We start from the raw sequence: 18,366 nt of genomic DNA, 5'->3' as shown, positions 1-18,366 counted from the left end.
CCCATTCTGACTCCTGAATTCTGTTTTGTTAAAACATAGCCTGATAACATCACTGGCGAAAAGAATGTGAACTGAGGTATTACTATGGCAACAATGGGAAAATATTGCAAAGCTTACTCTTTGAAAAAATTACGTGAGTTCAGTCAGTGGACTGAGTATGCTGAAAATGCAAAAAGAGAAAACAAATCAGTTGAGGGTAAGGAAGTCGAAAGTAATAGAGAGTTAACTGATGATGACTTTCTTTACCTACAAGAAAATTACCTAGTGACTGATGGGATCTTCAAGGATGAGAATATCATTTTTGACAATATAACTCCCGAATGGAAAGAGTTTTGCCACAAAACCTTAGCATTTGAGATTCCAGTCTACGAGCCAGTAAAAGTACAAGCATCAACAAATCAAAACAAAAGTGATTCTTAAGAGGGAGACATCTGTATGAATGAATTAGTGCAACGTTTGTCATCCGGGGAACATCCTGTTGAAGCAAGCTTACGACCGGAAAAAACAGCTATAGCACTGAAAGAAAGTATTGACCGAGGGTACGTACATATCAAATTCACAAATACTAGCGGAGGTACTGATTTAGGTGTCAGACTCGACCCAGAAGCATCTAATTTGCAAGAAGCTGACTTTGAGCATCAAACAGGGAGGGTTCATCTGGTTGGGAACTTGACATTGAATTACGTGAAAATTCGATGTATTGCAGATATTGAACTGGCAAGTTTAGAAGGTAAGGGACACCTTGAATCAGTGGAATCGTGAGATTTCCCCGTGTAAATTATTAAGGTAGATGGATTAGTAGACATTGAGGTAAATAAGCCACCCATTTTAAATGCCTGAAACTTTTGCCCAAACTTAATTACGTAGTTTCCTTCTCGCCTTCAAGCGAGTATTAGGAATTACAGGCAGTTAGTACTCGTAATCTCCCAAGTGTGATTATGACAGGTTAAACGAGTTAGTAGTAAGCACTTTATTGGCTTAAATGACGACTAGAGCCACCGACTACTAACTTCTTATAGTAAAGTACTGGATTATCAAATCTTAGAAAACATAGCCAATTAAATACCACGGACAGCAATTATGTACCAAGACGACAAAGAAGACACAACAATTTATAAAGTTGTAGTCAATCATGAAGAACAGTATTCCATTTGGCCTGCTGACAGAGAAAACGCACTCGGCTGGAAGGATGCTGGCAAAAGTGGTTTGAAACAAAAATGTCTAGATTACATCAAAGAAGTTTGGACTGATATGAGACCACTTAGCCTTCGCAAGAAAATGGAAGAAGCTGCTGGAAGTAAATCATAACACATTTGATTTTTCGTAAAGGTTGTCCAAGGTCAAGAGTGAAGGGTCAAAAAACTCTGGACTCTTGACCGAAGCAACAGAAATTCGACATGAAAGTATGACAACTGCACAAACATTTAACTCCTGGCTAACATATACCAAACCTAATCCTCATGCTTCAGTGCGTTTATTCTGCTTTCCCTATGCAGGTGGTAGTTCTATCATTTTTCGCACGTGGGCCGAGAGTCTACCTAAAACTGTGGAAGTTTGCTCTATTGAACTTCCTGGACGAGGAACCCAGATGAAGTCAGCCCCATTCTCGCGGCTAAAACCTCTTGTCGGTGCGATCGCCCAAGCGCTGACAAGGAATCAATTTGCTCCCGCCTTACTTCCACATTTAAACAAGCCATTCGCCTTCTTTGGTCACAGTATGGGAGCAGTTGTTAGTTTTGAGCTAGCCCGTTTACTCCGCAAACAGTACGGTCTTGAACCAGTACATATGTTTGTTTCCGGCCGCCACGCTCCACAAATTCCCGATCCAGATCCACCTATCCATGCTCTCAGTGAGCCTGAGTTCATAGAAGAACTACGCCGTCTCAATGGTACTCCCGAAGCACTGCTGGAAAATGCCGAATTAATGCAACTTCTTGTCCCAATTCTACGAGCAGACTTTGAAGTTCTAGAAACTTATGTATATACTACTGAGCCACCACTTGATTGTCCTATTACTGCTTTTGGTGGCTTACAGGATCAAGAGGTCAATTGTGATGAACTTCAAGCTTGGCGCGAGCAGACAAATGCTGCATTCTCACTACAAATGTTCAAGGGCGATCATTTCTTTTTACACTCAGCCCAATCACTCCTGCTACAGTCACTTTCTCAAGAACTACAGCAAATTACCAGTAAAATAAACCGTTTACAGTTGAATTCTGATTGACTTTGTATTGTTCTTGATTTTGCCTTGCATTTCTAATTAGTAGAATCTATTATCCACTAAGATTTTTTCAATCAGTATTTACACAATCCTTGAGCAGATGGCAAATAAAGATTTCACCTGTTTGAGCAAGAATTCAGAACAAGAAAGTGGCAGATATCCTACGGGTTCTTGCTACAGAATCGCAGCTAATTATAGACTGCTAAATTTCTCCTGCCAGAGAGTTTACTTGAACGATTTAGCGCAGTATTTCACACTTATTCATCCGCTCTTCGGGTTCGACATTAGGATTCAAATTCATACTGAATAATGATTACTAAATTCTGTTTTAATCAACCAAATACAATACTTTAAAGGCATATTTTTACAAATTTTTCACTTCCGCTTACCCCATAAGCGATATTGAATATTGTTGGTACAAGAAATTTGTTAATTAGGATTGCATATGAGTACCTCTTCATTATTGGGAATCGATTCTAAGACTCTTAAGGGATTTCAAAGACAACAAAAGTATTTTCCTTATCGGTATGCTCTAGTTCGCAGGTATTTACCTAAATTTGTCAATAAATATCAAAAAATATATGCCGATCAACTAGTAGATTTTGCTGTTTTACCTTCAACCGAGATATTTAATACTAGTACATTGCAAACTGATTTTTATGAATTTTTTACTGAGATAGTATGCGACACTCCTGGTAATACAACTTATGCAAAATATCTGAAAAAGACTTTCACAGAAGTGACAAATCAAGTTCTCAATCCAGAATCTTTAGGTACAGAGATAATTGATGATGAATATTCACCTGTTGTCTACACTTGGAGAGCCAACATTCTCCATGAATTAAAGTTGGCATTAGATTTTATAAACTTTTATAACTTAGGCAAAAATATTTTTGATTTTCCTCAATGTTTATTAGAGTCTTTTAAGAATACAAATATAGAAAACATTCCTTTACGCGATGTCAAACTGCCATATCCAGCTTTTTATTTACATTTTGGTTTGCAAAAAGATTTAGAGTTAGAACTTGGACATGTGGTCAACAGTGAATTTTTATGTTCGTTGTCAACAAAAACTAAGCAAATAAATAAATATTACTTGGAGGGGGTATATGTAAAAGAAATAGCTAGTGGTGGTTTTGAATTAGCATTAATTGGTTCTCCAGAATTTCCAGTTTTGAGTGATAATTGGCTGGAGTATCCGACTGAAGCACTTTCTGTAAAAATTCCTTTAATTAATCCAGATACAACTATTGGTGAAGCTTTAGACTGGGAGATAATAGATACTTCTGCCTCTCATAAAAAAGCCATATTTCATTATCTAGAGGAGAATAATTTACTTGATAAAATTGATGTTAATTTTAATATAGAATTCTTGAACGATCTTTTATTCTATGAATTTGAAGAATTTCATGATATTAAGTGTCATAAATTTATATTACAGATTCTCAAACTAGTTATAAATGCTATATTTTACACAACTAATTATCGGTTAACTGAAGATATTTCAGAACAAATACCTGGATTTGTTCCCAATAATTTACGTAAAGAATTAGAATCAGATGATGCAAATACAAGGAGTAAAGCACTTTTAAAAATAGATAAGCAGGGATATTCACTAGTTAAAATATGCGGTAAGCGTAGTTGTAAAACAGGAGTTTTTTCGAGTGATGAAATAGGTAAAGTTGATAACTTTCAACTATCAGAAGTGGTCAGTAGTACTGAACCTAAAAGGCAGTTTAGTAGTTACCACAGAAGAAGGCATTACCGTCTTTGTCCTGTAGGCAAGAATCGTAGTGAAGAAGCATTGATTTGGGTTGAGTGTGCATATATACAAGGCACACTCCCATATAAAGAAGGGTTACGAATTTATGAGTTTGGTCAGCCAGAGACATCTGGTACAAATCTAGATAATTTGGATGGAAAAATCCTTAATAATAAGCAAATTTTGGAGATTAGGAATATGTTTGAGCTAGAAGTTGCTACTATTAGTGAGATTGCTAGTTTTTATAAACTGCCGGAAGATATTGTTGAGCGAATTATAGTTAAGAGACAATAATGAAAATACTAAATATCAACATAATTGACTAAAATTTTATTACCTAAAACATGATATTTAAATTTTAAACTTGTTTCTTATAACTATGATATTAATATAGCAAGCCTAAATCATTATTAGAGGCTATTTACATTCTCTTTATTAATTAAAAAACTAAAATATGCGCTATTTAGTGAGAGTTTTTACAAGAAAAGTATTCCGTGTTTTACCGTTTATACTCGGTTTGATCTTTGCCTTAGTTGTGGTACTCCAGAATGGAGCGATACTAGCGACATCCACTGAAATACTTTGGGATACTTATGGCGTACCCCATATTTTTGGTAAGGATACCCAAAGTGCATTCCAAGCATTTGGTTGGGCGCAAATGCAAAGTCACGGTAATCTGGTTTTACGTCTTTATGGTCAAGCACGAGGACGGGCTGCCCAATACTGGGGAGAAAAATATTTAGAGTCAGATCGTTGGGTACTGACTATGGGAGTCCCCGATCGCGCTCGTTCTTGGTACAAATTACAAAGTCCAGCTTTTCGCAATTATCTGGATGCTTTTGCTGCTGGAATCAATGCTTATGCTCAGGAGCATGGCAAATTAATTGATGATGAAGTAAAAGTGGTATTGCCAGTCAAAGCAGAAGATGTGCTGGCTCATCTACATCGAGTTCTGCATTTTACTTTTGTTGTTGACCCAGAAACGATTGGAGGTATTAAACAGCAGGAATCAAAAGCAGGATCTAATGGTTGGGCGATCGCACCTAAACGTTCTGCCAGTGGTAAGGCAATGTTGTTAGCAAATCCCCATTTGCCTTGGTCAGACTTATTTTTATGGTATGAAGCGCAAATCACTGCTCCAGGGTTTGATGCCTATGGAGCTGCACTTGTGGGCATTCCCGTGTTAGCGATCGCCTTCAATAATAATTTAGGCTGGACTCATACTGTTAACACTCACGACGGCTGGGATGCTTACAAACTCAACTTAGCTGATAATGGTTATCGCTTCGATGGCAAAGTCTTACCGTTTGAGACAACAACCCTTTCATTAAAAGTCAAACAAAAAGACGGCACTCTGAAAACAGAACCCTTAATCGTAAAACATTCTGTTCACGGGACTGTCATATCACAAACAGGTAATCAAGCTGTGGCGTTGCGGGTGGTTGGTCTTGATAGGCCTTATGTACTCGAAGAATGGTGGGATATGGCACGGGCAAAAAACCTTTCCCAGTTTGAAGCTGCACTCAAACGCTTGCAACTGCCGATGTTTACGGTCATATATGCAGATAAATACGGTCATATTATGCACCTGTTCAACGGTCAAGTTCCCATTAGAAAAAAAGGTGACTTTCAATACTGGCAAAGTATTATCCCAGGTAACACTTCTGAAACCTTATGGACAAAAATTCACCCTTATCAAGATTTACCGCGCATAGTTGACCCCAAAAGTGGCTGGTTGCAAAATGCTAACGACCCACCCTGGACAACCACATTTCCTACTGCTATCAAGGCAGATAAATACCCCCGTTACATGGCACCACGTTTTATGGATTTCCGGGCGCAGCGTTCTGCCAGAATGCTCTTTGAGGATGAAAAAATCACTTTTGATGAGATGGTGGGATATAAACACTCAACTCGTATGGAACTAGCAGATCGCATCTTGGATGATTTAATCCCCGCAGCCCGAGAAAATGGAAGTGAATTAGCGAAAGATGCAGCTAATGTGTTAGCAAATTGGGACAAAAAAGCAAATGCCAATAGCAAGGGTGCGGTACTATTTGCAACTTGGGTACAACAAATAGATTTACACAAGGTATTTAGTATACCTTGGAGTGAAAACAAACCGCGCACTACACCTGATGGTTTAGCTAATCCTCAAGAAGCAGTGGCCAAACTAAAAGCAGCAGCGGCTCAAGTACAAAAGACCTATGGAAAGCTAGATGTAGCATGGGGAGAGGTTTTTAAGCTAGATTATAATGGTATAAATTTACCTGCCAATGGTGCCCCAGATCCTCTCGGTATCTTCCGCAGCGTCTGGTTTTCACCACAGTCAAATGGAAGTTTTAAGTCTGTTGGTGGAGATTCTTTTGTGGCGGCGGTGGAATTTTCTCAGCCAGTGCGGGCAATGGTACTTAACAGTTATGGCAATGCTAGTCAACCCGGTTCGCCCCATATTGGCGATCAGTTACAGATGTTCGCTAATCAAAAGTTGCGTCCAGCTTGGCATAAGCGCTCTGATATTTTAGCCCATTTAGAAGAACGTCAGGCTTTTTGAAATCACGTCAACGCCGATTAGGAGGACTGACGTAATTCGTGAGGGAGTTACCGAACCCAGAATCTGACTAGTTTTATGGTTGAATGCTTGCTCTGCGAGAGCGCAAAAATCCCCAAAATTATTATCCAGTCTGGAACTCACTCTATTTCGGAGCGACCCAAATTTTTGGACACCATTACCAATGGGCAGGATTTGCGAGCGATCGCTCCTTTAAAAAAACTGCAAGTTAAGCCTGATATATTTTGTCTTTTGTAGAGGAAATAAAAATCCAGCTAACCAAGCTTACTTAACAAATGTGTAAACTGATGATTTCGATTAAACAGAGCCAGAAAAGCTAGGATAACAACGCCGATTGTCGCGATCGCTGTTCCTGATGCCTGTGCAAAAATAATCACAATCTGGTAACGTATGGCATCATTAGGACTAGCCCCAGCCAGAATTTGACCAGTCATCATTCCTGGTAGGCTAACTAATCCCATCACCATCATTGAGTTAATAGTAGGAATCATTCCTGTTCTGAGGGCTTCTTTAATAGTTTGATGTGCAGCTTCCCAACGGGTTGCGCCCAAAGTCAGTAGTGCCTCTATTTGGGGTACAGCCGGGATACGTGCAAAATGGGACACGTTGTAAAGTTATGTAAACAAAAACTCTACAACCCCTACCAGACCTACCTTCACAATTTCTCAAGCCAAAACTAAGAGCTTGTCATCATCCAACAAATTCGGCACAGTCTCCATATCAATCAAGTAATCGCCGAAACGCTTGATATGACTCGTCATATAAGGACTCAACGCCGCCACATCTTCACGAGTAATCAAATAACCAGACTTCAGCAAATCCCGCAAAACCTCAGTCAAATCCACAACATTGTGAAAGATCACAGCATTAGCAACCAAATCATTATATTTAACAATCTTCTCCTGCTCAATTGGGTCATTATTAGCAATAACCCCAAAACCACCGAAGAAAAACCACTTCGAGAAACCGTTATAAGACTCAACAATATTCGTTGCCGCAGTAATCTGTTGTCGTAACTTCATATCCGAAATATATTGCAACAGAAATACCGTCCTGATTACCCGTCCTAACTCCTGAAAAGCTTGGTATAATCTGTTTTTACGACTATAATTTCCCAGCTTTCGTAACAATACCGCACTGGAAATCTTGCCAGTTTGAATCGAAAGTACAACCTGTAAAATGTCTTGCCAATGGGTTTGAATTTTCTCCCAATCAATCGCATCCTTGAACAAAGAATCAATATGCTTGTAAACCGTATCATTATCTGGGCGGAAGAAATTTAAATCTTTCCAATTCCGAATCCGGGGCATTAACTTAATCCCCAACATATGTGATAATGCAAACACAGGCGTTGATTGCCCTTGAGTATCTGCGTGAATCGTATGAGGCTGAATATCAGAAAGATTTTTTAACAAACCCTCAATAATATAAACAGCCTCCCAGGTTCCGCAGGAAATAAAATGACTAAATAGCGCCACATAGGTATCAGAAACATGGTGGTAAGCAATGCCTCCGTAGCCACCATAGCGGATATGATACTCAGAGAGTAAATTTTCTTCGTAGAGTTCGTACTTAGTCCCATCAGCCGCCGCAGTTGTCCCATCACCCCAAATGCTCGGAAGCTTTAAAACATTGTAGCGATTAATAATATCCACAAGGGCTGCATTCAATTTATCCACACTCACATGACGGCGATTAACAAACGATATTTCCTTGCTTGTGACAATACCCCGCATATGTCTTGCAGCTTGAGTCGGCCCCAAATTACAACCATAAGTGAAACTAGTCAACAAATAACGTTCCGTCGCCCGTTCTAACTTCGGATCGCTGCCGCTCATCGGCCCAAAGTGGCGTGTAAAATTAGTCCAATAATCAACATTCCGCAGAATATCAATTAGATTACGTTCACCAAATCGTTCTTCCACAGCATCAAGTAAAGCCTTAGCTGATGGGCTCAAATCATGACGCGGAGATTTTTTTAATACAGGTTCACCCAAATCATTAATCACAAGTTGACGATTATCTGGATAACCAGCATCCACAAGACATGCCGTATCAGTCAACAAAGACTTGAGTTGGTAAACATTACCAACTGCATCCGAAGCAAAACCCAAATCCCCACAATACTGGTCAATCAATGGTAAACATTCTGACCAAGGCAACAACTGTTCTCGGTGGTCAGCGTAATTCTCACTTCCCTTGACACAAATATCCCCCGACCTCAATTCAGCCATTAAGTAAGAAAAAACACAAACTTCCAGATGGCGACGCACAATTTTAGTTTTGTTTCCTTGTTCGACGAATAAAAGTTTCTGCCATTGAGGAGAAGCAAAATCTAAATCAATAGTATTATTGAAGAATTGACCACGCCGCGACTGATTTTCTAAAATAAAATTCAATGCCTCAACTACACTTTGTTCGTTGGTAGTGGATGAAAACTTCAAAGCACCTAGCAACCGGAAAAAAGTACTGCGGTGACTTTTATAAAATTGCCACAATAGGGGAAAATAATTATTTCCCTTATAGGCATTTATCGCTTCACATTCACTTAATAGTTTTTCCGCACCACCTGATGGAATGAGTACTTGATTAACTTGCTCTACCTTATCAACTTTATCGACCTTAACGACAGTCCCAACTTCTGGCGATTCATCAACTAATACTTGTAGAACATTACTGAACACCCCCAGTAACTTCTCAACCGTTGATTGATATCTTTGTTTGATAAGTTCTAACTCTCTTTTAGCATGATTATGAATTAACTGCATTTTTTTGAGAAACATCTCAACCAAGTTATCTCGCGTCATCACGCTTGCCGAGTAAATCAGGCATAATATTAGAGTAATTCGTTTTGGCAAATTGAACTCTTTGATTTCACTCGCATCTAATACTCTCGCTTCGGCAGCAAAGTGTTGAATCTTAGCTGCTGTCATATCAGCAAGGAGTGGTTTAATATCTCCCAAGGAATCAAGCCAGATTGAATGTACAATTAAATCATTGAGGTGATTGCGGGTCGGGCGTTTAGGAAGTTGCTTGAGATTATTGTAGAGACTTCTATATTCTACTGGATGATTATCTAAAAGGTCGAGTAGACGTTGTTTATAATCGTTACTTAGGCGACTAAGTACCAACCTAAATAGGTTTTGATTGACTACATTTCTAACTCGGTGTACTAATCTATTTAATGTATTAAATCCTGGTAACTCATATCTATTTTTAATCAGTTCGGCAATAGCGACATTCATTAAATCGGCAGGGTTATCCATCACCTGGGCTGATTCATTCACCGCAGATACCGCTAAATGTAGCGCAGTTTGATTAAAAGATTTAACTTGAAGATATTCGCGGATAGCTGTTCGATGTCGGTACATTGTTTTGTTATTTTCATAACTCACAACAATATCAAGAGCCAATTTTAAATGACTACGAATATGGTTAATGATTTTCAGTGGGATATCTGCAATCGATGGGAAATAACCCAGTCTTTGGAATGATTTTAAGATGACGAGCAGACTCAAAATATTACTTTCACCTTTCGTCGTATTGTAAGCGAAAGCAATTTCGGATTTAGTTGGAGTATAAATCTCGGTAAGTTCTTTGGTGGTAAATTGGCGTTTGAATCTAGGGTAAGCGGTACGTTCAATTGATGTCACTTTGGTATTGATGGCTTGTCCATACTGGTATTACTTTTATAGATATAAGCTGTTGCGCCTACAAGTTGCACTATCTCAACATGCAATCTTTAAGTGCTTAACAAGTTAAAATATGCAGACTCAATTTTTCTTGGGTGATTTGGTTTGAGATTCAGAATCATTTGATTCTTTGTATGTCTTGCCACAGTAAGGACAAAAACGAAACTTCAAAGACGTAATCGGCTCGTTGCAGTTAGCACAGCTATTGCGTAAACGAGTACCGCAAAGAAAACAGCATTGCGATCGCACTAATAACCAAATTTCCTCTGGCGGAGTACCAGGTTGCCAGCAGTGAGGACAGAACTTGAGGGAATCGGACGCTCCTATCGGTGTACCACGAACAGCAGCATCAAGATACTCGCTTGGAATTTGCAATGCATAAGCTAACCCACGCTGACTTTTGCTATTGAGTTTGGTAGTCATAGCGCGTTCAATCTTACCCAGACTTTGAAGATGAATCCCGGCAATGAGAGCAAGTTCAGTTTGACTTATGCCCAAGCTGGTGCGTATTCTTTTGACGTATAGGGATTGATACCCGAACAATTCAGAGTTATTTGGGGCATAAAAATATTCAGCATACTGTTCGTTACACCGAACTTGCATCTACCAAATTTCAGGGGCTTTGGGATGATTAATGTTTAAACCCCTTGATTAATTCTTGCCCATCTCCCCCGAAAAAAATCGCTCTCCTCCTACAAGGATAGCAATCAGCGATCGCGGTAATCTCACAGTTTGAATAACTAAGTGATCGTATGAACCATCAAAGGCTATGAAAGATGTCAAAACCTTGTCTAGAGATATTTCTGCTGCACCAAGCGTCACACTGTATACCAAGCAAATCAACAGGATAACCAGTGCCAAAACTAGACCAGCAAAGAGTGATAATTGTGGCTTTTTCCATTCTCTAGGCGACATTGTGGACGCTTTTATCATTCTATTTATGAATTCTCTCTACAGTTAATTGTTTCTTAGCCATCAAATTGATAATTTTGATAAAATATTTGGCTATTAAATTTCAAAAAGTAACTAAATATACAAATTTTCGGCTAAGTATTTTTTTAGGTGTTGCATGAGAAATTAAGATATTACTTTAAACTTATTGCAACTATTTTTCAACTCTTTAGGTAAAAAACAAGAGACGTTGAACCCTCGTAAATTGGCAACGGTATTGTTAATAGAATTGGTATTACCTGGTATTTGCGATTTGCACAGTTTTTCTGAGGTAATGATTTTTCTATAATTTTACTCGCAATATTGACAAAATCTCTTTGACTGGCGCTTTATCTGCTTCTAGCTTCTCTATTCTGCTTAATAGTCGTTTTGGAATATACTTGCATTTTTTAACCAAGCGATCGCCATCTTTCCAGAACTCATAGTGATACCAAGCTTGGGGATAATCTTTGCCGTGAAGGGTGATGGTTTTCCACTGAATGGAGCCACTACCTAATCCTTTGTGTCGTCTAGTTTTACTAGGGCTATCTTTACTGGGGGGTATTTCTGATTGTCCGCCATTATTACTAGGGCTATTTTTACTAGGGGGTATCTTTGATTGCTCGACATCGTTACTAGGGCTATTTTCGATATCCCCCAGTAATGTGTTTTTACTAGGGCTAGGCACAACACCCAGTAATGCCAAAATTTCTCTAATTGGGCGCTTCTTGAACTCTGCTTCTTGAATATCCCCAAGTAAATGCTTGGGAATGTACTTGGTCTTCTTTCTCCCTTTTTCCTGCCAATGATAATAAGCCTGGGGGTAGTCCTTTCCACCCCTAGTAATGGTGCGCCAATGAATAGTACCGTTACCCTCACCCCAATTTCTGCGCTTTTTACTAGGGTTGTCAATACTTGGGGGTATCTCTATTTGTTCAGGCTTTTTACTAGGGTTGTCGTTACTGGGGGGTATTTCTATTTGTTCAGAGTTTTTACTAGGGCTATTATCAATACCCCCCAGTAAAAATTCCGATACAGGAGGCGGATGGTTTTGACAGCAGTTTGAGGACTCAAATATTTCCGGAGCGCAAATTCTGGATAATTCCATAGGACTTGTCAAAAAATACCGTTGCTGTACCTGTTTCACCGTGCCGTGCTTTAGCCATGATTAGCTCTAATATTCCTTGCTCTGTAGTGTCTGGGTTGTAGTACTCATCCCGATAAGCGAGAATAATATTGTCTGCCACCATTTCTAAAATTCCTGACTGGCTAAGGTCGCTCATCATTGGGCGCTTATTCTGTCTACCCTCAACTCCCCTAGAGATTTGGGACAGTGCTAGCACGGGTACATCCAGTTCCCCTGCCATTTTGTAAAGTCCCCTGGCCACATCTCCTAGTTCATAACTCCGGTTGCCGCCTGAATCTTCTGCCATCATTTGTAGGTAATCAACTACAACTAACCCCAGTTTTCCCTCTTTGGCCTTAATTTGACGGCATTCTGATGCAATTTGTGAAACGGTGATGCCCCTTGAATCATTCATATAAAGCGGCAGTTCTGAGGCAATATCAACGATTTTGGCAATAAGCGTGAATTCCCAATCTGCTAAAGGTTGAAATTTAGCTCGATGTCTGCGGATGCGATCGCTCCTTAGTGGCGTTAATCCTAAATGTTTGTAGGCATTGGTGACGCTAATTAAACTCCACAGCCTGTACTCTAATTGTTTCTTTGTCATCTCCAACGAGAAGATAGCCACAGGTAAATCGTGGAGCAATATCATCTTGAGAGCTAGTTGTAGCGAAATCTGGGACTTTCCCATTGACGGTCTACCCGCAACTATGGTGAGCGTACCGCCTTCAAATCCGACCATTAAATTATCGAGTTCATCAAGTCCTGTAGAGTAGATAGGGCTTCCTGAATCTAATTCCTTGTAAGCAGCAATACTAATTGTGCTGTTGTGTTCGGTGTTTGAACCAAAGCTTTGGTTAGAAAGCTGGAATACTTTCTGTTCTGCCTGATCTAAAACTTGTGGTAACTCGGTTTCAGTTTCGTAACCCAGATGCACAATTTCATTGCCAGCCTTGATTAACTGCCGCCGCAGGTATTTTTCCATTACTAACCCTGCCAAAGCGTCGATGTTCACAGCTGACACCGTGCGGTCTACTAGAGTTGCTAATTTATTTCTCCTGCCAATGCGGGTAAGTAAATCATGGTCAGTCAGCCAACTGGTGACTGTAAGCAAGTCCGTGGGTTTACTTTGACTGTAGAGCCTAAGAGCTGCTTGATAGATATCTTTGTGAGCGCTGATGTAAAAAGCTTCTGGAATCAAAGAATCGCTCACTCTACCTATTGCTTCTGGGTCAAGCATGATACCGCCTAAAATTGCCTCTTCCGCCTCAATATTTTGCGGTGGTAAGCGATCGCTACCATCACCTTGGAAACTTAGTTGTTCTGTCATAAGCAACTTGAAACTTTAGATTGAATTGGGCAAAGCTTCCATTGATTCATTTGTGTTGCCGTACATGGACATAGCTTGTTGTCGTTGTTGCTCAAGTTCCTCTTGAAACTTTTTCATTTGACTGCTACGGCTACTTTGAGATTTTTTGGACTCGGCTTGTTGGTAGGTCACAAATTTTTTGTAATAAACTTCCCAACGGTTCTGTCCGGCTTTAGTGGTGTGAGCTAACCAAGCCTCAATGTCGTTCACTGGCTGGCTGAGGTTCTTTGTCTTTTCCTCACAAAAATTTAAAAAATTCGCTCGCTCGGTTTCTGAGAGAGAGTCTATAAATTCTAAATAAGTCTTATTAATCTTAGGTGTGCTGGAATCTTTATCTGGCAATACTTCTGGCTCGTGCTTGTTGCGTGGCGATCGCGCAAGTTGCGTAGCGATCGCGCAAGTTGCGTCATGATCACCTAAGTTGCGGTCAGGCAACAAAGTTGTCTCATCGCAACTTGTTGTCTCATCGCAACTTGTTGTCTCATCGCAACTTGTTGCCTCATCGCAACTTGTTGCCTCATCACAACTTGTTGCCTCATCGCAACAGTGCAAGCCTTTGGTGAGAACGTGAACCTTAACCTTAAGAAGCTCCATATCGACAAATCCCTTTTCATCCAACGCTTTGAGGGCACGCCCTACAGTACTGCGGTGAACTGGCTTTTCTGCGGTAGATAAATCCTTGGCAATCCTTGAGGGTGATACTTCCATTCCGGTGCTGTATGGGTCGAGAGTGCGAAGATAGTAGAGTACATCCCTCTGTGCTGGGGTTAGTTCCCGGCAGGCTCTTAGCCATTCTTCATGTTGGAGCGGGTAGAACTTCCCCTGAATCTTTGTGTCTGTCATAATATGGATAAAATGAGTTTTGCCCTTACCCGCATATGCAAGTAGAGCTAGTTTGTTGTAAAAGTCGCTAAAATTTCACAAAACTGTCACCCCAGCACCATTAAGCCAGTGTGATTTTTGCTAAATTGTATTTTCTAGACAGATTTGATAGTATTCAATAACTTGAAAAAAAGCAAGTAGTGGCAATATGGATAAACATCAAGAAATATTAATTACAGCAATTAGGGAAAGTTGCTTAACAGCAAGAGAGATTTCTGTTAGGGCTGGTGTCCACGAGAGTACTATTAGTAAGTTTCTTGATGGCAAAAACGACCTAAAAGCTGGTAATTACTTCAAAATCCTTCATGCCCTGCCAGAAAATTGTAGAATTCCAGCACTAGCGAGAATAGGAGTGGTTGAGTTAACGCCTATTCAACTAATTGAATCTGCCACACCGAAAGAAAAGGCTGAAATACTCCAAGCGATTGCCGCTTGGGTATTACAACCAGGGGCCATATCTGGAAAAAATACGGATACTACAGACCTGCAAGTAGCAGTATGATAGCCTGAGAAATTTTTCATATACACTTAGGCGCTTATTGTGGTAAATAAGGGTGAGGATGATTTTTTAGAAAAATTAATGGAAAACTGCGATCACTTGGATGCCGAGGGAAAAGCTAAGTTAAATCTTGCATCTGCTGGGTGAACCTGGGTTACAAGTGGTAATAGGGAGTAATCAAGTTCATGCTACGAATGTATACCAAGTTAATTTAAATAGTCCCGATCAGATATCAACAATATTGGATGCGATCGCCAAAAAAATTTCTTCCCAGAATTCCTCAGAAGATAAGACAGAGGGAGCGGATTAATTTTTAGAGGAGAAGTGGGGCTAACAAGCTTATGCCTTTAGTTCGTTTTTTGGCATGGTAGCGATGAGATACTCTTAAAGGGAAAATGCGACACCGAACAGCCCGCATAACGGACGCGCTCAGTTACCAGCGTAGGCATCGCACCTTTCACAAGAGCGATCGCACTGTAACAACTGCGGATCAGTAGCACTATTCCACAAGTGTAGTTATTGATTAGTTTTGAGGGATAATCAAAAGCTATAGCAAAGCTCAATCTACCAGAAAATAACTATGCTAGATATCAAATAGGCAATGGAGCAATTCGGCATAGAAGACAAAAACATTACAATTAGAATTTTAGGAAAGTTTGATAAGTTTAACTATGATTGTTTCAGTTGCGGCTCATCTAGCGATTTACTTTATACATAAATAGGTGAGGTTATCTGTAAAGACTGTAGAAAAGACCTTTGCATTAATGATGATGGACTTATAGATTCGGAGGAGTTACAAGAAGTATTTGAACTAGCTTTTGCTGAGGAAAATGAAGATGATGATGATACTGAAACTGACTAGAAAGCATCATCCAAGTTTTCAACCGACCAAAAAATTGATTCTAAACCGGCATATCTGTAGCTTCGTCTTTTTGTTGAGTAGCGTTCCATGAGTTTACACTAGGCATCGCTTTCATCTGGTAATTTTTGTGATTTTTATAAGTTGATTGGAGGAGATTTTAGCTGAGTAAATTCCCTATATTTTTGTATATATTTTCATATTTTATGATACTTTAGGCAAACTAAATAAAATTTATTACTAATTTATATATTAACAAATGTTGCTTAAATATTGAAGTTTTGTTGATTGGCTTTTTGAGGTAAAAGTTACATACTAAAATCAATCATAAAACAAAGTAGTTAGGGTTCATTGAATAATGAGACTTTATTTGCTCCATTATATAGCTAATTTTTAGGGCAAGGATATGAGCATTTTAGAATTGATGCAGGCATTTACATTTTTGCATAAGTATACTTTTGATTATTTATTCTGGAAGTATTCATAGAAGAATATAGCTATTTTATGTGGTTTGCTGAGAACCTGTATAATCAACTAGTTTTATCGTTAAAGGTTGCTTATAGTAAATGGTTTTTAACTATTACAAATGAATTCTTTTCTTCAAAATAAGGTTTAAAAGTTTTGATTTACATCAACAAAGTGTATTTGCTTTGTCGAGGAATGTTATGTCTCCAAATAGAAACAATAAGGGTAAAAAAGCCATGTCTGAGGATAATACAACCAATATTAATAATAGTAAACCTAAAAAGCGGCTAATAATTGTCACAGGTGATAAAGGTGGCGTGGGAAAAAGCACCTTTGCACGAGCGCTATTTCAACTGTACATTAATAAAAATTTACCCTGTGTCACTTATGAAGCTGACTTAAGAAATCCTCAGTTAGAAAGATATTTTCAAAAAGACTACCGACCGATAATACGTTACATTGATATCTTTCATAGAGGTGGTGCTGACGATTTATTAATTAATTTAGATGAGAGTGATTGTCCTATTACGCTATTAGACTTACCAGCACAATCTGGAGGTTTCTTTGAAAGTTATGTCAAAGAACTTTCATTTTTTGAAGTGCTTAAAACCGATATTAATTGCCAAGTTACGATGGTTTCAGTGATTAGTAGGGTTCTTGATTCCATAAATGTTCTAGAAAAACTGCGTGAACTTTGTAAAAATCAAGTAGATTATATTGTTGTTAAGAACTTATTTCATGGTGAAGAAGAAAAATTTGAGCGATACAATGACGCTTTTCTACGTCAAAATATGCTTGCAGAAGGTCTAGTAGAACTTGTGATGCCAGATTTATTCTACAAATCCTACGACTTTATTGACCGCCATGCTCTGACATTTAATGAAGGTCAGACTCATAAAGGAACAAATATTGTGATTAAGTCGAGAATTAAATCTTGGCTTGCTGAGTTTGAAGCGCAAATCAAGCCAGCATTTAATTTATTTGGCTTTGATATACAACCAGATGATTGTTACTATCCAGCAGTTGTTGAAAAATCTAAAGAGCTTAGAGAAAATGAAGAAAAAGAAAAAGCTAAAAATCAAGATTCAAATTTAAAATCTGAAAATATAGCTGCTTAATTTAGTAGTTTGCTTAGTTTATTATGTTTAGAAAGCGTTTTGTGATTACATCGGGTGATGCTCGTGTAGGTAAGTCTACAGCTTCTAGGCTATTGCTAGAGTTGTACTTGAAAAATAAACTCAATGTGCGTGTTTTCTACCACGGGCATCGCAATAAGCTATCGATGTATCAAACAGAACGCTTTGAGATAAACCATTTGGGATTCTCTAGAGGTGATTCTGATAGGTTATTACTCGACTTAGAAATGTTTCCAAAAATTGAAGTTATTTTGACTGATATGCCAGGTCAAAACCTCCGAGAATTCAAGTTTTTTGAGAGAGATGTTTCACTGATAGAAAATCTTAATTGTCTAGGATATCGTGTTACTTTCTTGCACCCGATATCACACCGTAAAGACTGCGTTGAAGATTATCTTCAGGATTTATATGAGCATTTTGGTAGTCAGGTTGATTATGTTATTATCCAAAATCATTACTTTGGCAAGCAATTTCGATACTATGAAGGGAGTCAATTCCAAGCTGATATTCAAAAATTAAACGGCTTAGAACTAGTTTTAGGCGGATTGCATAATGACTTTTACCAGTTGCTTGAGGATGCTAGTTTACCTTATACTCAACTGATTGAAACTAACTCTCCTCTTAATACTATTCAGCGTTCGATAGTATTCAACTGGATGGAGAATTTTCATAACTCTATTGTTTCTAATGGAATAGCTTCTAATTATCTAGGGTTGAGTACAAACTATGCAGAATTGGCTTCTATAAGTGCAAATAAACAAAGTCCTTCCAATCTTGATGTAACTGAAGATGTTGAATCTGAGAAATGGTAATTATTTGTTTTACCAAATTAACAGTGAGATTTAAAATTGGC

18 protein-coding genes are annotated in these 18,366 nt (G+C 38.8%); 11 read left to right on the top strand and 7 right to left on the bottom strand.

Annotated elements, in window-relative coordinates; all coding sequences use genetic code 11:
* The first annotated feature begins 84 nt into the window (after nucleotides 1–84).
* From RMY16_RS01395 to RMY16_RS01370, 6 genes are all read left to right on the top strand, one after another.
* Nucleotides 85–420 carry a hypothetical protein gene (locus tag RMY16_RS01395; RefSeq protein WP_322734854.1) on the top strand — a complete coding sequence of 112 codons (336 nt, stop codon included), beginning with the start codon at nucleotides 85–87 and terminating at the stop codon, nucleotides 418–420.
* Between the two features lie 15 nt (nucleotides 421–435).
* Nucleotides 436–762, top strand: a complete 327-nt coding sequence (locus RMY16_RS01390) for an MbtH domain protein (protein WP_322734853.1) — start codon at nucleotides 436–438, stop codon at nucleotides 760–762.
* 318 nt (nucleotides 763–1,080) lie between these two features.
* On the top strand, nucleotides 1,081–1,308 hold the full coding sequence (locus RMY16_RS01385) for an MbtH family protein (protein WP_322734852.1): 228 nt from the start codon (nucleotides 1,081–1,083) through the stop codon (nucleotides 1,306–1,308).
* Between the two features lie 97 nt (nucleotides 1,309–1,405).
* Entirely contained in the window at nucleotides 1,406–2,224 is an 819-nt protein-coding gene (locus RMY16_RS01380; protein ID WP_322734955.1) for a thioesterase II family protein, read from the top strand.
* A 442-nt stretch (nucleotides 2,225–2,666) separates the two neighbouring features.
* Nucleotides 2,667–4,277: a hypothetical protein gene (locus RMY16_RS01375; RefSeq protein WP_322734851.1), complete on the top strand. Its 1,611-nt coding sequence runs from the start codon at nucleotides 2,667–2,669 to the stop codon at nucleotides 4,275–4,277.
* A gap of 160 nt (nucleotides 4,278–4,437) precedes the next feature.
* Nucleotides 4,438–6,537: an acylase gene (locus RMY16_RS01370; RefSeq protein ID WP_322734850.1), complete on the top strand. Its 2,100-nt coding sequence runs from the start codon at nucleotides 4,438–4,440 to the stop codon at nucleotides 6,535–6,537.
* Between the two features lie 272 nt (nucleotides 6,538–6,809).
* On the opposite strand, the gene RMY16_RS01365 is transcribed toward RMY16_RS01370, so the two are convergent.
* From RMY16_RS01365 to RMY16_RS01355, 3 genes are all read right to left on the bottom strand, one after another.
* Entirely contained in the window at nucleotides 6,810–7,160 is a 351-nt protein-coding gene (locus RMY16_RS01365) for an ABC transporter permease (RefSeq protein WP_322734849.1), read from the bottom strand.
* A gap of 60 nt (nucleotides 7,161–7,220) precedes the next feature.
* Nucleotides 7,221–10,208: a Tn3 family transposase gene (locus RMY16_RS01360; RefSeq protein WP_322734848.1), complete on the bottom strand. Its 2,988-nt coding sequence runs from the start codon at nucleotides 10,206–10,208 to the stop codon at nucleotides 7,221–7,223.
* Between the two features lie 120 nt (nucleotides 10,209–10,328).
* Nucleotides 10,329–10,790, bottom strand: coding sequence for a double zinc ribbon domain-containing protein (locus tag RMY16_RS01355; RefSeq protein WP_322734954.1), 462 nt, complete (start codon nucleotides 10,788–10,790; stop codon nucleotides 10,329–10,331).
* 11 nt (nucleotides 10,791–10,801) lie between these two features.
* Between RMY16_RS01355 and RMY16_RS01350 the strand changes: the two genes are divergently transcribed.
* Entirely contained in the window at nucleotides 10,802–10,882 is an 81-nt protein-coding gene (locus RMY16_RS01350; protein WP_322734953.1) for a hypothetical protein, read from the top strand.
* Nucleotides 10,883–10,898: 16 nt separating this feature from the next.
* Here the strand turns inward: RMY16_RS01350 and RMY16_RS01345 are convergent, their stop codons facing one another.
* The 4 genes from RMY16_RS01345 to RMY16_RS01330 all read right to left on the bottom strand — a co-directional run bounded on the left by RMY16_RS01345 (nucleotide 10,899) and on the right by RMY16_RS01330 (nucleotide 14,515).
* Nucleotides 10,899–11,162 carry an iron chelate uptake ABC transporter family permease subunit gene (locus RMY16_RS01345; protein ID WP_416211638.1) on the bottom strand — a complete coding sequence of 88 codons (264 nt, stop codon included), beginning with the start codon at nucleotides 11,160–11,162 and terminating at the stop codon, nucleotides 10,899–10,901.
* A gap of 319 nt (nucleotides 11,163–11,481) precedes the next feature.
* Nucleotides 11,482–12,285: a hypothetical protein gene (locus RMY16_RS01340; protein ID WP_322734847.1), complete on the bottom strand. Its 804-nt coding sequence runs from the start codon at nucleotides 12,283–12,285 to the stop codon at nucleotides 11,482–11,484.
* Nucleotides 12,248–13,633, bottom strand: coding sequence for a replicative DNA helicase (gene dnaB / locus RMY16_RS01335; RefSeq protein WP_322734846.1), 1,386 nt, complete (start codon nucleotides 13,631–13,633; stop codon nucleotides 12,248–12,250). Before dnaB ends, RMY16_RS01340 begins: the two co-directional genes overlap by 38 nt.
* Nucleotides 13,634–13,648: 15 nt before the next feature.
* Nucleotides 13,649–14,515, bottom strand: a complete 867-nt coding sequence (locus RMY16_RS01330) for a MarR family transcriptional regulator (RefSeq protein ID WP_322734845.1) — start codon at nucleotides 14,513–14,515, stop codon at nucleotides 13,649–13,651.
* A 187-nt stretch (nucleotides 14,516–14,702) separates the two neighbouring features.
* On the opposite strand from RMY16_RS01330, the gene RMY16_RS01325 reads away from it, so the two are divergent.
* The 4 genes from RMY16_RS01325 (at nucleotide 14,703) to RMY16_RS01310 (ending at nucleotide 18,325) form a co-directional block, all read left to right on the top strand.
* Nucleotides 14,703–15,056, top strand: coding sequence for a helix-turn-helix domain-containing protein (locus tag RMY16_RS01325; protein ID WP_094330968.1), 354 nt, complete (start codon nucleotides 14,703–14,705; stop codon nucleotides 15,054–15,056).
* 157 nt (nucleotides 15,057–15,213) lie between these two features.
* Complete coding sequence (locus RMY16_RS01320; RefSeq protein ID WP_322734844.1) at nucleotides 15,214–15,363, top strand: hypothetical protein; 150 nt, start codon at nucleotides 15,214–15,216, stop codon at nucleotides 15,361–15,363.
* 1,214 nt (nucleotides 15,364–16,577) lie between these two features.
* Nucleotides 16,578–17,495: a chromosome partitioning protein ParA gene (locus RMY16_RS01315; RefSeq protein ID WP_322734843.1), complete on the top strand. Its 918-nt coding sequence runs from the start codon at nucleotides 16,578–16,580 to the stop codon at nucleotides 17,493–17,495.
* Between the two features lie 23 nt (nucleotides 17,496–17,518).
* Nucleotides 17,519–18,325, top strand: a complete 807-nt coding sequence (locus tag RMY16_RS01310; RefSeq protein WP_322734842.1) for a hypothetical protein — start codon at nucleotides 17,519–17,521, stop codon at nucleotides 18,323–18,325.
* The last annotated feature ends 41 nt before the right edge of the window (nucleotides 18,326–18,366 follow it).

Origin of the sequence: Nostoc sp. DedQUE12b (genome assembly GCF_034530835.1) — a bacterium.
GTDB lineage: Bacteria > Cyanobacteriota > Cyanobacteriia > Cyanobacteriales > Nostocaceae > Nostoc.
This window is presented reverse-complemented; position numbering and strand designations above follow the sequence as displayed.